Here is a 15711-nt window from a genome sequence, read left to right as displayed (position 1 = left end):
GTCTCCCAAAAGCGTAAACCGGCTTTGGGATAAAGACATGCGTAAAATCAAACAGATAGAGCATTCATACCGTTTCATCTTAAACGGGAGATGCTCTGACCCATCACTGGGCGGGGCCTCTTACATAGCGGTTCATGCCAATGTCTTTTGACGTTGCGCGACGATGAATTTCGGCCATGGTCGAATGAAACGCTGCGTTGCGTTGCTCCAGTTTTGCGTGTTCGGCGAGGTGTGCCGGCACAAGTTCACGGATTTCAGCAAGGATAGCTGCTTCATCAATTGAGCGCATCCGACCCTGATGAACGACGATTTCACCGGCGACCATAACTGTCTCGATTGATGAACCATTCTCCGCATAGACCAGATGCCGCGCAACATCATTGAGCGGGGTAAAGCTGAGTGTGGTGAGATCGAGGATCAATAGGTCTGCGGCCTTGCCGACTTCTAGGGAGCCGGTGACGTTTTCAAGCATGGCAGTATGCGCGCCGCCGATCGTGGCCATTTTCAGGATATCGTCGGCAAAAATCCATTCCTTGTAATCAGGGCCGGATACACTGTGAATGAGCCCCGCCACACGCATGACGTCAAAGATACGCACGGTATCGTTTGAAGAAACACCGTCCGTTCCAAGCCCGACAGTTACGCCTGCATCCATCAGCTGGCGAATGGGCGCTATACCCGCACCGAGCTTTTGATTGGAAATCGCATTATGGGCGACGGAGCATCTGGCCGCTCCCATGAGTTCAATGTCCTGCTCGCTCACCCAGACAGAATGGGCAACAGTGGTGTTACGCGTAAGAACACCCAGATCGTGCATATAGGCGATCAGGCTTTTGCCATAGAGTTCGTGACCAGTGACGGCCTGGGTTTTTGTCTCCAGAATATGGGTATGCAAAGGAACACCCATTTTTACTGCAAGCTCGTGACATGCCTGAAGTAACTCCGCTGTACAGCGCTGCGGTGCCGATGGTGCCAGCATGAAATTGATACGGCCAGCCGTGCCATGCAGTGTCGAGAAAGCCGACCGGCAATAGTCCATATAGGCGTTGGCTGACATCGGCGGTCCGAAATCGAGCTGTTTCTGTAATGCAGGCGGCATGACTTCGCGGGCATAAGGCAGTGCATCCAGCGTATGGATATTCATCGCAGCACTTGACACATTGGCCCGGATGCCAGCGTCTTCATAGGCTTTGAAAACCACTGATAGCCGCTTGAGGTCATGAGCAGGTGGGTCGAAAAAATCGTCACAAATGGTTGTGACACCATTGCGCAATGACTCCATCGCAAGGAGGAGGCTGCGAAGATAGAGCAGCCTTTCATCGATCACCGGCCCCATCAGCAACGGGTAAGCATACAGCAACCATATTTCGAGTGGCATGCCTTCATAGCGCCCACGAAAGAAGGTCTCGCTGGAATGCGTGTGAGCGTTGATAAGGCCCGGCATGACGAGCCGGTTCCTGCCATCAATCACAGTTGCATCGGGAGAGGCTGCGAGATTTTGCCCGATAGCCGAAATCCGACCGTTCTCAATCAGGAGGTCGCCCTCAAACGGGCGACTTCCATGCTGTGCGCACATTGTCAGGACAGTCGCGTTTTTGATTATAGTTTGCTTCTGCTTCAAGGTCATCGATCCGTCCTGAAATGTTACATCGTACTGCTTTTACTGATCCCGCAATTCACTAAAACCGCTGGCAGCCTTTGTGCCTCCGCGTAACTGTGTGCTGACCCAGATGCCGACAACAGTGGCGATATAAGGAAGCGCAAGCAGGAGATCATGCGGAACACGATCGCCGAAAGCGAGCTGTGCCCTGATGCCGAGCGCGCCCACGACTGCGAAGAACGTGGCAGCCAGACTTGCGCCAATCGGATGGCCCGCGCCGAAGATTACGGCGGCAAAACCCATGAAGCCGCGACCGGCAGTCATGTTCTGTGTAAAAATCTGAAGGCTACCGGCTGCAAGCTCTGCGCCTGCGAGTGCGCATAATATGCCGCCAATCATCAGTGCGACGAGGCGCATCACAGCTGGATTGACACCTACGCTGCGTGCTGCAAAAGGATGCTCGCCAGCGGCTGCCAGACGCAGGCCGAAGCGCGTTCTCCGCAAGACGACCCACATGGCGAGGACGACAAATGGCATCATCAGGACGAGGATCGAAAGTGAGCCATATGCGCCAAAGGCCGGACCTAAGCGTGGCAGACCGAACGGGGCACTGACGGCTGCCTGTGTCCCGAAAATAGACTGGACAGCGAGAGCTGTTCCACCAAGCCCCAACCCTGTGAGCCCGAGACCCGCAATGATCTGGTTTGCCTTCAGTTTCTCGACGACAAACCAGAACAGGATCGATCCGATGACACAAACGACAATTGCAATCAAAAGCGCAAACCAGATCGATTGTGTGAGCACAATGCCGATGATTGTCGCGCAGGCACCGGCGATCATCAGGCCTTCAAGCCCCAGATGCCAGATGCCGGTTCGCTGAGCGATGACACCGGCAAGGGTGACATAAATCAGTGGTGTACCTGAACGCAGGATCGCGATTACGAAGTCTTCCATATCCGTCCTCCGAGTTTTGCTATCCTGTCGACGACACTGGATTTTGCGGTGATGAAAAGAGCAATGGCTGCATTGATGATGTCGATTGCCGAGGAAGGCAGGCCAGCCATGATCGGAAGGTAGAGAGCTGCTGAAGCGAGGCCACCGAAAAACAGGGCAACGAAAGCGGTTCCGACAACCGAAAAGTTGGCCACAAGTGCGATAAGGATCGCCGTAAACCCATGCCCCGGCAGGAAGCCGCCGGTCAGACGACCGTTGGGGCCCATGAATTCAATTGTACCTGCAAGACCTGCAAGGGCACCGCTCAAAAGGAAACTGGCAAGTCCGATACGCCATGTCCGCGCACCCTGCCATTGCACCATTGTCGGGTTGCGCCCCGCAAGTCCCGAAAGCACGCCGAAAGCCGTTCGATTGACTAAAAACCACATAGCCAGACCAACGATAACGGCGATGGCAATGATGGTGGGCGATAGTCCGAGAGAGTCGCTGATGCGGTAGACGCTCGCAAGTGGGCGGCTCGATGCCTGCTGTCCTGTCCCGGAGGGGTCTTTGAGAGGCCCCGCCGTGACATAAAGGAGAAACAGTCCCGCAATGAAATTTCCCATGAGGGTGGTGATGACTTCGTCAGCGCCGGATTTCAATCGCAGCAGTCCGGGCCAGAGTGCCCATAGCGCGCCACCAGTCATGCCAGCAAGGAAGCAACCGGTTATGAGGACTGGCGCAGGCGCACCATTCAGCCATTCGGCCATGAATGCGGCTGCAATGGCACCCATATAGAATTGCCCTTGCGCACCGATATTGAAGTAGCCAGCGCGAAAGGACACGGCGACACCAACCGCTGTGATGAACAGTGGCAGGCCCCATCGCAGAGCCTGTTGCAGCGCGCCGGGCCGCAGGAAGGCGCCTTCCGCAATAGACTGGAACATCAGCCCGGTTGAATAGCCCGCGGCCTGAAAGATGATGCCGCATAGTGCGAGGCCGATCAGGATGAAGATCAGCGCGCGAAAAACGGAAACGAGCCGGTCAATCATTGATGGACTCCTGTCATAGCGGCACCAACCGCTGCAAGGTCATAAGGTGGTCGGAATTCGGCGACGATGCGTCCTGAAAGCATGACGATCACGCGGTCAGAAATATCGAAGATTTCATCGAGATCAGATGAGATGAACATCAAACCGCAACCGCGCGCCCGTGCTTTGCGCATGGAATCCCAAACGAAGGAGGTCGCACCAATGTCCAGGCCACGCGTTGGCTGCGCTGCGAGAATGAGCCGCGCATCCTGATCCATTTCACGCGACAGGATAACCTTTTGGGCATTGCCGCCAGAGAGCGAACCTGCACGTTGGCCCACTTCAGAATAGCGCACATCCCATTCCTTGAGTGCTGCGTCGCATTGTTTACGGATGGCTGACGGGCTGATTGTTGACAGCAGCGACTTCTGAAGAAGGCTGCGAGCAGCCCAGTTTTCCCAAAGCGAGCTGGTCAGGCTCAGGCCTTCCACATTACGTTCGAAAGGAATGATGCGCAGGCCGACAGCCCTCCTGGTCGCAAGAGGTGCGCTGGTCAGATCTGTGTTGTCGATAGCAATGTTGCCGTCTGTCACAGCAGCCATCGCTGCAATTGCGCGGACAAGCGTTCGCTGTCCATTGCCTTCAACGCCAGCCACACCGATGATCTCACCGGGGTGAATGTTCAGGTTGATCTGATCAAGTGCCGGACCTTCCGGGTCGGGGCGCGTTGAAACTCTGGTCATACGCAGAATTGGGGTGAGCATTGCCGCGCTGCCCTGAGCGTCCATATCCTCATAAGGGTGCGTGACGATTGTTGTGCCGGTCAGTGCGGCTTTATCGTCTGCATTGAGGTTTTTTGCAGCAGCAGCTCCAATGATCAGCTCGGCCAATTTGTCTGCATTGATATCTTCACAGGGTAGCGGCCCGTCAACGAGTTTTCCACCACGCAGAACCGTAACGGTGTCGGCAATCGCCAGAACTTCTCTGATCTTGTGCAGTATAAGGATCACGGTCACGCCGCGTTCTTTAAGCCGACGCACACGCTCAAACAACTTGTCTGCCCCTTCAGGTGACAGAACAGCGGTTGGTTCATCAAGGATGAGGAGCTTAGCGTCCGAAACAAGGGCGCGGGCGATTTCAACGCCTTGCTGGGTTTCCACCGGCAGATCACGGATACGCTGTTTGGCTTTCACCTTCACATCAAGCGCGTCGAGATGCGGTTGCCAGCGCTTTTCCAGACCAGTTTTTGAAAAGAGACCTCCACCTTCCGCACCGAATTGCATCGCCTCTGCAACGGTGAAGGATGGTGGAAGCGCAAAACTCTGATGCACAAGCTCGACACCCGCACGGCGGGCGTCCTTCACATTGCCGCCCAAAAGTGGGCGGCCATCGATTTTCAGTTCGCCCGATGCTGGACGAACGAGGCCAGCCAGAACTCTGGCGAAGGTCGTTTTTCCGGCACCGTTCTGGCCAACGACGGCGTGGATCTTGCCACGTTCGAAGACGGCTCCGACATCGGAGAGCGCAACAACGGAACCATATCGTACGGTCACATCATGGCATTCAAATATGGGGGGGCTGGCCTTGTTCATAGCAGCATGATCCAGTCGGAAATCAGAGCGTTGTATTGAACGGAACTTTCAGTGATCCGTTTAGGATCGCTGTGCGCGCCGCTGCTATTTCCGGTTCAACTTCTTTTGCCTTGGCGACAAGATCTGCCGGTCCCTGTTCCGCGAAAAGCGGCGACGGGATGAAGTCGATCACACCCGTTCCAAGGCCGGTATGCTCATGTGTGCCGCCAGCAAAATCATTACCGACAGCCTTTGTGACTTCATTATAGAGCGAGTTGCCGAAATCGAGACCGACGATCGAAATCACGTTCTTCGGGCCTTGTGGGAACTGTGCAGGGTCGAGCACGCTGACGAGGCGTCCTTCGCCTTCTTTCGCTGCAGCAATAATGCCGAAATCGGTTGCCGCCGCGTCCGTCTGAATGAAGTCGATGCCGCTTGAATACATCTGCGTCGCAATTTCCTGACCCTTTGCCGGGTCTTGGAATGAGCCTGCAAAAGCAACCGCCACGGATGCATCCGGGCGCACAGACAAGGCACCAGCCTTGAATGCATTATAATCGGCATTGATTGGTGGAATGGATACGCCGCCGATGAAGCCAAGCTTGCCGGATTTGCTTAAGCGCGCTGCAAAAATTCCCGACAGATAGCAGCCGAGATAATAGTCATAGGAGACCGTTACAACATTCGGAATTGCGGGCTCAAAAGGATCGGCGAAGAGCTGGACCCATTTCGTATTTGGATAGGATGGGGCCAAAGCCTTGTAGGGTTCCGCAACTTCGTTGAACGTTGAAACGATCACGGACGCGCCTGCATCGCCCAGGGTGCGGAAGATAGTTTCGTAGGTTGCCGGGTCCTGCGCATAGACGGCGCGTGATTGAAAGCCATGTTCATCAGCAAGCTGCTTGAGCTTCGCGATCATGGAATCCACAGCACTCGCGTCACCTGCCGCCTGCGTATGCACAAGGGCGACGAGGCCACCCGCGGCATAAGATGCTGCTGTCAACAGGCCATTGGTCATGCTGAAAGCCGCGAGACCTGCCGTTGTTTTCAGAAAGCTTCTGCGGTCGATGGAATGGCGCAGCAGATTGATTTGATTTGAATCTTTGTTCGTCATGTTCCCATTTCCTTGCTCTGGAAGTTCGATACCCGAATTTTTATTGGGGCGGCTCATGCGCCGCCCTTGGTTTTACGGATGCACTGTTGCATCCGGCTGCTTTATGCGCCGGGCGAAAATGATGCCGGGTTCATAATCATCACGTCCTGCGTCTGGATTGCATCGAGTGCCCAGACGCCGGAGATAAAGGTCTGCCATTCCGGATCGGCATACATGGCAGTACGCCGTGCTTCACGATCTGCGAGACTGTCATAGCGCCACATCAGAACGGTCCGGTGCAGATGCCCGATTTCGCTGACATAGAGGCCGAGAAACGTGTTGAGGTGCCGCTTCTGGATCGGCAAGCCCTCGGTTTCATATTTTTTGAGCCAGCCGTCGACCGTGCCGGGCTTGAAAGTATAAGTGCGATGCTCGACGATCATTATGAGGCCTCCTTGAGAATGAATTCAGCAGCGCGCTCCCCGATCATGATCGCCGGAGCATTTGTGTTGCCACTGGAAATGATTGGCATGATTGAAGCGTCTGCAACGCGCAGGCCTTCAATGCCATGAACTTTAAGCTGCGCATCGACGACTGCCATCGGGTCGTTGCCCATCTTGCAGGTGCCAACCGGATGGAACGTTGTCATGGCATTGGCGCGCAGCCATTTGGTCAGTTCCGCATCGGTCTCGACCGCCGGGCCGGGAGCGAGCTCCTTGCCTCGATATTTGTCGAAAGCTTTCTGCTTGATGACATCCCGCGTCATACGGATTGCGTTGATCATCGTGCGAATGTCGAACTCAGTTTGCAGATAATTGGCATTGATGCGCGGGCGGTCCATCGGATCGGCTGAACGCAGACTGATCTGGCCACGACTTTCCGGATTGACCGGACCAACACGCAACGAGAAGCCATGATTGGCTTCTACGCGTTCTTTCTTGAACGGGTTCGGGAAATGCAGGTTTGCGGTCTTTTCAAGCGCAGGCATGAAATGCAGCTGGATATCGGGTGCTGCAAGATCAGCGCGTGACTTGACAAAAGCCCCTGCCTCATAAGGGAAGGTCGTGGTGATACCTTCCCCAAACAACATTCCCTGAATGACTGATAATGTCAGTTTGTCGGCGCGCAGATCGGAATAGAGAGTGACTGGCTCGCGGCATTCATAAGCCATGACACAATCGACATGGTCCTGAAGGTTCTTGCCAACTCCGGGCAGGTCCTGCACGACTTTGATGTTGTGTTCGGCCAGTTCGTTGGCTGCGCCAATGCCCGAAAGCATGAGGATTTGTGGAGAGTTGACCACGCCTGCTGACAGGATGACCTCACGATTTGCGTGGACTTTGGTGACATTGCCTTTTCGGCTGTACTCGACGCCGATGGCACGACCATTTTCGATCAGCACACGTCTTGTGTGGGCGCGGGTGATGATCGTCAGGTTAGGGCGTTTTTTTGCCGGGCGCAGGAACGCATAGGCTGCTGAACAGCGCTTGCCTTTAGTGATGGTAAAGTCGTACCGACCGAAGCCTTCCTGTTCTCCACCGTTGAAATCGTCGTTCAATGGATAACCGGCCTGTTCGCCTGCTTTGTTGAAAACGTCGAGCAAACCATTCCAGCCCCGGGCACGGCAGACAGTCAGCTCGCCTTCGGTGTTGTGGAAATCATCCTTGCGCTGCACATGGGTTTCAGAGCGCAAGAAGGCAGGAAGCACCTCATCATATGACCATCCGGTTGCACCCATTTGCGCCCAGCGATCATAGTCGTGACGGTTTCCGCGCACATAAATCATGCCGTTGATGGTGGAGGTGCCGCCAAGCACTTTTCCACGTGGCCAATAAAGTGAGCGATCATTGAGATGAGGTTCCGGCTCTGTGTGATAGTGCCAGTTGTAAATGCCCGAATGAAACAGCTTTCCCATCAGCATGGGGAGCCGGAATAACGGGTTGAGATCCTGTCCTCCGGCCTCCAGCAACAGCACTTTGTTGGCTGGATCGGCGGAAAGGCGGTTGGCGAGAACACAGCCAGCTGAACCTGCACCGATGATGATGTAATCGAATGTCTTCGTTGCGGCCATGTTACCAAGCGATGGGCTGAGCACCCATCTCCTCCAGAAAATCGTTACAAAGAATGAATGAATTGGGACGAGCGAGTACTTCGTCAGCGCGTGCAGGATGATCGCGCAGAACGCAGCGCAGATGTCCGCCAACGGCTTCGTCGATGCCTGCCAGTGCGAGTGTCTGTGCGGCCGCATCGCCAAATCCCAGAAACACCAGCGGCTTTCCGCGTGATGCAAGGGTTCGCAATGTTTCCACGATCAAAGGCCTCCAAAGAACGAGGTGGCCTTGCGATTGATGAGGGTCGATGTCGACTTTGAAGCGCGTGAGTGTGAGTGAAGCATTGAGGAGCAGGGCACCTTCGGACACCCAGCGATCGGCAATATCGGATGGATGTTCGAGCGCTACCGCACCATTTTCGATCGCAGCCAGTGTTTTGGGCCAGTCGCTGAAATCACGCGCATAAGACAGATCACCCGTGCGTGCGGCGACGATCTGCTGCGTGTAGGCGCGAATGCTTTTGGAAAACATCTTGTTGAGTTCGTTCCAACCCGCAAGGTTTCCTGCTTCAAAAGCGCGTCCGGTAGCAAAGCCCGGCTCAGGATAGGGGTCCTGACCAAGAACCACGCAAGTCACATCGTCCGGAGAAATCCCGTCGAAAGCGCGCAAGCAATGGGTTCCGACAGGCATGCCGGGGAAATGTTTTCCACGACGAACGGGAAAGATCGGTTCCCAGATTTCGAGTTCCAGTTCCGACGCGATTCCTTCGAAATCGAGCGCAACATGTCCGAGCAGATCGCGCCATGGCTCCTTCAGATCGGTTGACCAATCTGACAGAAACTCCTCCATTGCAGCCCGTAACAGCATAGTCATCGCACCCTCCCCAAGGTGGCGGTCATCAGGTGGTTTTCAGGAACCTGACCGTTTTGTCAGCTTTTTATGAAAAGAAGTTGACCATATTGTCAACTTCTTTTTTATTGGTGTTTCGATTCTCAAGGCCTCATACAGTTGTTTTGGCAGGCCTGTAGATGAATGCGCATTGATGTCCGGAACAAATGATCTGGGAAAAGATTTTTAAAAATAATGGGATAACCAATGGTAGAGCAAAGCAGATCGGTTGAAATGGAGCCTGCAAACCAGGCCGCCTCGGATGAGCCGATCAGAGCACGCAACATACTCAAGATCCTAACAGCTGCTGTTGAGATTTTTTCTCGCAAGGGTCTTGATGGAGCACGCATCGTTGAAATTGCGAAAGCTTCGGGTCTACCGAAAGGCAATGTCTATTATTATTTTTCGTCTAAGGAAGAGATTTACAACGCTGCAATCGACAGACTGATTCACAGTTGGGACGATGCGTTTCGGCATATCTCGGTTGATCGTGAGCCTGCTGATGCAATAGCGGCCTATGTTCGTGCAAAGCTTAGTCATGCATGGCAGAATGCGGCTGAGACGCGCCTCTTTGCCAACGAGATTTTACAGGGTGCCGAGCATCTCTCGGTTGAAGCCCGGGAACACATGCGACGAGTTACTTCCGAAAAGGCGGGCGTCATTGAAACATGGGCTGCTGCAGGCAAAATCGAGCCTGTGGATGCGCGCCATTTGTTCATTCTTCTTTGGTCTGCAACCCAGTTTTATGTCGAATTTGAGGCGCTGGCGTGTGACGCGCTGGATATCAGTCAGCTCAAAGAATCCGATTATGATATGGCTGCAAAGACGATTACTGATACGATCCTGCGTGGATTATTGGTGCGATGAAAGCACATGACACTGGCTTTGGCAGGATCAGGTGCTTTCATGCTGTTCAAGATTCAGTAGCTTTGTAGGCTGAGTGTATCGCGCAATTTCAGCATATCCGCGCAAACGTCCTCCAGATCAGCGATATCAAAGCCATTCGCATGGCGGAAGCCATGTCGTGCAAGGGCTGCTTTCAGAGCGCCGGTATATTCTGCACGACCACCCTTGATAATCAGCCCTTTTTCCTCTTCAAAAGACGAGTTCCAGTCAATTGCTTCCTGCTCACTGACACTTTCGGGCAGGTTGAGATGCAGTGCTCTGTTTTCCAGTTTAACAGGATATCCACCCGGTAAACCATTTGGCCCCGGGACATGGCCTGTCCATGATTTGTTGGCCGCATAAGCAGCAATCAGCGAGACGCCGCTTGCACCTGAAATTTCGATTGCCGGTTCGGTTGTCAGCTTCACATCTTCAAACTCCTTGAAGACCTCTGCGATTTCCTTGCCATCTATAAACACCCTGCAAGCGCGCATGCCGGCACGTTCTGACGCTGGTTTGCGCCACGCGGCCAGGTTTTGATAATGCGCAATGACCTGCACGCGTTTTTGATCTGTGATGCCTTTGGCGCCAGCAAATACATTGGAGAGAATGGCGACATTGCCGGTACCGCTCAGCACTTTATAGCCCATCGCCGTAATCATGCCGTTCACAACGTCTGGAAAGCCACAATTGATGAGCGCAGTTTCAGGCGCGAGCTTGCTGATCGATCGCGCCATACGGCTTGAAATGAGCGCTTGAAACACCGCCGTGGCTGAAAGGCCACCTTCGGCGACCAAGGCAGTCCATTGGTTGCCGGTATCCGAAATAACGCTGGAAGTTTGTATCGATGCGCCCTGCACAGCTATGGTTGGCTTTGTGTCTGCAATCAGCTGATCGGTTGCGCCTGCTTTCACCAGATCGATTTCATAGGTGTCAAAAGTGATTGGTTTGCTGAACATGGAAGCACGCGCATTACATGCAGTTTTTAGCCAGCTGAGACGATCGCGGTTGCGGCCAGCAATCACCACATGCAAAGCCTCATCAGAGGTGGCTGCAAGATCAAGCGCAATGCGACCGGAAAAGGCACCTGTACCGGAAATAAGAATGTCAGTCTTTGGGTTGTTTTCGACTGAAGTCATGGGCTTGTTCCTCCTTATTATTGATTAAGCCGGTCCCAGCAATCATCATGGGACTTGGGCAGCTTGTGCTTCATGATGCGCTGGCTTGGTGTGCGTTCAAACGTATCGACAAACGCGATGTAACGCGGCAGCTGATAGTGGGCGAGACGGCTTTTCAGCCAGTCGTTCAGGGCACCAGCTTTGGGTGCACTGCCGATTTTGGGTTGTACGAAAAGCTTGATGTCCTGCTCGCCAATCTCGGCTGCAACACCGATCATTGCGCAATCCTCCACATCGGGATGATCCGCAGCGACATGCTCAACTTCCCAGGCCGAAACATTTTCGCCCTTGCAGCGCACGCTGTCCGTCATGCGGCCATGGAAGAAGAGGTTCCCGTCTTCGCCCCATGACCCCAGATCGCCTGTGAAAAAGCCGTCTGCGCGTAAAGCTTTGGCAGTGGCTTCCGGATTGCGATAATAACCGGGAAAAATAGCGCCTTCGATTGAGGTGGTTACGACGATCTCACCTTTTCCCTCTGTAACGACAGCACCATGTTCATCGACGAGTTTGACGGTGAACCAAGGCACAGGGTGGCCCACAGAACCGACGATACCGCTATCATTGAAGGTGGTGAGGCTTGATGCCTCCGTCATGCCGTAACATTCGCGGATTTGAATGCCGAAACGTTCTTCAAAAGCCCGCCAGACTTCCGTCGCACAACCACCGCCCCATGCGATGCGCACGTTGTGATCATGATCTTTTTCCGACGGTGGTTGCTTTAGGAGAATCTGGATGATGCCGCCGAGATGGTGGATATGGGTTGAGCCTGCCTGTCGCAGTTCATCCCAGAACCGACTGGCGCTGAAACGATCAGAAATGGTGAGGGTGACGTTGCGTACAAGCGGCAGAAGCAACACCTGTGCGCCGCCAATATGGAAGAATGGCTCCCACATATAAAAGTCGTCATCGTCCTTGGCGTCGGAACAAACTGCAACGGCTTCTGCCGCGAGGCGCAACATCCGATGTGTTACCAGTACGCCTTTTGCCGGACCGGTTGTGCCGGATGTATACATGATTGCTGCAATATCGTCGGCAGTGGGGAGAACCGCTTCAAACTGCACGCTTGCTTCATATGCCGGCATTGCCGGGCTGTCGATTTCAATAATTGCGGGCAATTGTGCTGCGCCGCAATCGGTAATGACCGAGCAATATTCGCTGTCAGCAACAATCAGTGCCGGTTGGCTATGGCTTATTATATATTCAAGCCCCGCACCTTTGAGCGCAGTATTGACGGGTATCCATGTCGCGCCGCAACGCGTAACGGCGTAAATGACTGCCAGCGCTGCGGGGCTGTTGCGCATCATGACTGCAACGCGATCTTTTGGGCCGATTCCGTTTTTGCATAGCTTTTGCGCGAGTATCGCAGATGCGTTCTCCAATCTCGCAAAGCTGATGTCGCCTGTGGGGTGCCGGGCAAACAGCTTATCAGGTCTGTTTGCAGCCTTTTCCAGCAATAGATCGATGAAGGTGTGGGAGGTCGGCATGGTCTTTAAACCTGTAAATTTGGATGAGTCTGTCTCACATTGCTGGCCTGTCAGTCAGGCCAGCAATCGGGAGGAAATGGTGAGTGTCTGGTCAGAAGCTTGCCTGGATCAGCTCCGCTTGAACTTGTCTGCCAATAGCAGGACGACGGTCACGATGGTCAGCACCACAACGGAAACGGCTGCCAGTGTCGGGTTGAGTTGCAGGATCATATCGTCCCACATCTGTTTCGGCAGCGTTGATTTCAGCCCACCGCTCACGAAGATCGCAATGGTCAGTTCGTCAAATGATGTGACGAAGGCGAACAGAAATGCTGAGACGATGCCACCGCTGATCAGTGGGACGGTGATAAGCCGCAATGTCTGGAAGCGGCCAGCTCCCAGGGACAAGGCCGCCTGATCAAGCCGCCAATCATAGCTCTTCAATACGGCTGCAATCGCAACGAAAGTGAAGGGAATTGACAGAACCGTGTGACCAATCACCAGACCTGTGTTGGTTGCGACCAAACCAATCTGCGCGAAAAGATAGAACAGGCCCACGGCGATGACGATACGCGGAACGATCATCGGTGCCAGCATGAAAGCGAAGATCAGTCCACTCCAGCGCGAGCGGGAACGAGCAACTGCAAGCGCTGCAAATCCACCGATAAGCGTTGCGAGAATGGCTGTGACGAAGGCGACGCCGAAGGATCGCACAGTGGCTGACGTCCAGATTGGCGAGTTGAAATAGGTCTCAAACCAGCGAAGGCTGTAGCCCGGAGGTGGGAATTCAAGGAAGTTGGAGCTCGTGAATGCAATCGGGATCACAAGCAATGTCGGTGCAATCAGAAACACCACCACTGCCGTGACATAGGCCGGAAGTATACGCATGCGCGATGGCAGATGATCGCTGAAAATTGCCGTTACGCTTGCAAGCTTTTCGAGAAACACAAGACCCCAGCGGCGGAGAATGCTGTCTGACGAGGCGTCACGTGTGCCTGCACCCGACGAGAGCGAGGACAGGCCGAAGAGGTGATTATAAATCCAGCAGGCAAGCAGGGCTGTGACCAAAAGCATCGTAGCGAGAACGCCCGCAAAGGCCCAGTTCACCAGTTCCTGCACCTGAACGATGATCAGCTGAGCCAGCATTGTTTGCTGACGTCCGCCGAGAAATGCCGGTACGATAAAGAAGCCGAGCGAGGTGATGAAGGTGAGCAATCCACCAGCCGCCATGCCCGGAATTGACAGAGGGAAATAGACCATCCAGAATCGATGTGAGTTGCCGGCACCAAGAGTGCCTGCCGCCTGACCGAGCCTGCGGTCGATACCAGCCATCACTGGCATCATGGTGAGGACAGCCAGCGGCATCATGGCATGAACCATGCCGACGATCACGCCGAACTCGTTATACATCAATGGTAGTGGCGTATCGATGATGCCGGCACCGCTGAGGAGCCGATTCAGAATACCATCATTGCCCAGCAGCAGCATCCACGAGAATGTCTTGACGAGATAGCTTGTCCAGAAGGGAACGAGCACCAGCAGAAGCATCTGGTTGCGACGGCTTTCTTTCAGGCCCGACAGCCAATAAGCGAGCGGATATCCCAGTAATAGAGAAAACAGGGCCGTCAGCGCCGCAATACGAAATGTGATGCTCAGAATGCGCCAATACACTTCCGTGTCGATCAGACGCGCATAATGAGCCGTTGTCAGGGTTCCACTGGTGTCCTGAACACTCAGCGCCAGAAGCCGGAACACGGGCACGAGAAAGAAGATGCATAGAAAGGCGATAGCCGGAAGCGCCAGCCATAAAGGACCGAATTTGAATGGGCCTGATTTCATAAAGGCGGGCAGGCGGGACGGGTTTGTTGCTGTATTCATGCCACCAACACCGCTTGCTGATTGTGCCAGTGATAGGTGATCGCATCACCTGCAGAGGGCATGGTGCTTACGCCATCATGAAGGACGATTATTGTCTCGCCGTCCTTCAGCGTGACAAGAAGGCGCGTATCGGAACCGACATAGATGACTTCGGAAACAGTTCCGGTGATGGTGCTGACATTCACGCTTTCGTTGAGGCCCTGTTTCATCTGTTCAGGGCGCAGTACGATATGCGCATCGCTGCCTACCGGAAGCTTGTGCTTGTTGAGAACCGGAAATTGCCCTTGTTGAGTATCAACAAGGGCGTGATCGCCGGACAGTCCAGCAATTTTACCGCCAAGAATATTGGACATCCCGATAAACTTTGCCGCAAACACGGTTTCCGGCTCGCTGTAAATCTGTCTAGGTGTACCAAGCTGTTCGATCCTGGCATGGTTCATCAGGCAGATGCGATCAGACAGAACGAGCGCTTCTTCCTGGTCGTGGGTTACGTAGATGACAGTGGTGCCAAACTCGCGATGCAGACGCTTGATTTCAAACTGCATATGCTCGCGCAGGTTCTTGTCCAATGCACCAAGCGGTTCGTCCATCAAAATGATTTGCGGGCGATAAACAAAGCAACGGGCGAGAGCCACGCGCTGCTGTTGTCCACCTGAAAGCTCACGTGGAAAGCGTGACGCAAATTTTTCGAGTTGCACCTTGGCCAGTGTTTCCGAAACACGAGCGCTGACTTCCTTTGAGTTCGTACCGCGCATTTTCAGCGGAAAGGCAATGTTCTCACTGACCGTCATGTGCGGAAACAGCGCATAATGCTGAAACACCAAACCCATGTCGCGTTTGTTCACCGCCGTGTGGGTGTAGTTTTTCCCATCAACCCACAGCTGGCCGTGGGTAGGTTCCACCAGACCAGAGATCATCTGCAAAAGTGTCGTTTTCCCCGAACCGGAAGGCCCGAGAAGGGTGACGAACTCACCAGTGTGGACCGTCAGGTTGCTGGGTTCGAGAGCAGTGACACTGCCATACTCTTTGCCCAGTCCCTTAATCAGCATCTTCGGGTTTTCTTGTGGTGTTTCTGCATTCATGTGGGAACCCTGATACGCTGATAGCAGCGCAAATTAGTGTAATGGTCGTCGGGGAGGA

13 protein-coding genes are annotated in these 15711 nt (G+C 54.1%); 1 reads left to right on the top strand and 12 read right to left on the bottom strand.

Annotated features, from left to right (window positions below; all coding sequences use genetic code 11):
- Positions 1 to 103 precede the first annotated feature (103 nt).
- The 8 genes from CES85_RS04090 to CES85_RS04055 all read right to left on the bottom strand — a co-directional run bounded on the left by CES85_RS04090 (position 104) and on the right by CES85_RS04055 (position 9152).
- Entirely contained in the window at positions 104 to 1627 is a 1524-nt protein-coding gene (locus CES85_RS04090) for an amidohydrolase family protein (RefSeq protein ID WP_095444754.1), read from the bottom strand.
- A gap of 33 nt (positions 1628 to 1660) precedes the next feature.
- The gene (locus tag CES85_RS04085) at positions 1661 to 2554 is read right to left on the bottom strand and encodes an ABC transporter permease (protein WP_094575541.1); all 894 of its coding nucleotides are present in this window, start codon (positions 2552 to 2554) and stop codon (positions 1661 to 1663) included.
- Positions 2539 to 3585 carry an ABC transporter permease gene (locus CES85_RS04080; protein ID WP_095444753.1) on the bottom strand — a complete coding sequence of 349 codons (1047 nt, stop codon included), beginning with the start codon at positions 3583 to 3585 and terminating at the stop codon, positions 2539 to 2541. Before CES85_RS04080 ends, CES85_RS04085 begins: the two co-directional genes overlap by 16 nt.
- On the bottom strand, positions 3582 to 5156 hold the full coding sequence (locus CES85_RS04075) for an ABC transporter ATP-binding protein (protein ID WP_095444752.1): 1575 nt from the start codon (positions 5154 to 5156) through the stop codon (positions 3582 to 3584). Before CES85_RS04075 ends, CES85_RS04080 begins: the two co-directional genes overlap by 4 nt.
- Positions 5157 to 5178: 22 nt before the next feature.
- Positions 5179 to 6249, bottom strand: a complete 1071-nt coding sequence (locus CES85_RS04070; protein ID WP_244923220.1) for a BMP family ABC transporter substrate-binding protein — start codon at positions 6247 to 6249, stop codon at positions 5179 to 5181.
- 101 nt (positions 6250 to 6350) lie between these two features.
- Positions 6351 to 6671: an NIPSNAP family protein gene (locus tag CES85_RS04065; protein ID WP_024898003.1), complete on the bottom strand. Its 321-nt coding sequence runs from the start codon at positions 6669 to 6671 to the stop codon at positions 6351 to 6353.
- Entirely contained in the window at positions 6671 to 8299 is a 1629-nt protein-coding gene (locus CES85_RS04060; protein WP_095444751.1) for a GMC family oxidoreductase, read from the bottom strand. The genes CES85_RS04065 and CES85_RS04060 overlap by 1 nt, the downstream gene beginning before the upstream one ends.
- Position 8300: 1 nt before the next feature.
- Entirely contained in the window at positions 8301 to 9152 is an 852-nt protein-coding gene (locus CES85_RS04055) for a uracil-DNA glycosylase family protein (protein WP_244923219.1), read from the bottom strand.
- A gap of 222 nt (positions 9153 to 9374) precedes the next feature.
- Between CES85_RS04055 and CES85_RS04050 the strand changes: the two genes are divergently transcribed.
- Positions 9375 to 10034: a TetR/AcrR family transcriptional regulator gene (locus CES85_RS04050; RefSeq protein WP_235901933.1), complete on the top strand. Its 660-nt coding sequence runs from the start codon at positions 9375 to 9377 to the stop codon at positions 10032 to 10034.
- Positions 10035 to 10087: 53 nt separating this feature from the next.
- Here CES85_RS04050 and CES85_RS04045 read toward each other — a convergent pair whose 3' ends face one another.
- The 4 genes from CES85_RS04045 to CES85_RS04030 all read right to left on the bottom strand — a co-directional run bounded on the left by CES85_RS04045 (position 10088) and on the right by CES85_RS04030 (position 15653).
- Positions 10088 to 11191, bottom strand: a complete 1104-nt coding sequence (locus tag CES85_RS04045) for a hypothetical protein (RefSeq protein ID WP_095444750.1) — start codon at positions 11189 to 11191, stop codon at positions 10088 to 10090.
- A gap of 17 nt (positions 11192 to 11208) precedes the next feature.
- On the bottom strand, positions 11209 to 12714 hold the full coding sequence (locus CES85_RS04040; protein WP_095444749.1) for a class I adenylate-forming enzyme family protein: 1506 nt from the start codon (positions 12712 to 12714) through the stop codon (positions 11209 to 11211).
- A gap of 108 nt (positions 12715 to 12822) precedes the next feature.
- Positions 12823 to 14571 carry an ABC transporter permease subunit gene (locus tag CES85_RS04035; protein WP_095444748.1) on the bottom strand — a complete coding sequence of 583 codons (1749 nt, stop codon included), beginning with the start codon at positions 14569 to 14571 and terminating at the stop codon, positions 12823 to 12825.
- The gene (locus CES85_RS04030; RefSeq protein ID WP_095444747.1) at positions 14568 to 15653 is read right to left on the bottom strand and encodes an ABC transporter ATP-binding protein; all 1086 of its coding nucleotides are present in this window, start codon (positions 15651 to 15653) and stop codon (positions 14568 to 14570) included. Before CES85_RS04030 ends, CES85_RS04035 begins: the two co-directional genes overlap by 4 nt.
- Between the last annotated feature and the right edge of the window lie 58 nt (positions 15654 to 15711).

This window comes from Ochrobactrum quorumnocens (assembly GCF_002278035.1).
Classification (GTDB): domain Bacteria; phylum Pseudomonadota; class Alphaproteobacteria; order Rhizobiales; family Rhizobiaceae; genus Brucella; species Brucella quorumnocens.
This window is presented reverse-complemented; position numbering and strand designations above follow the sequence as displayed.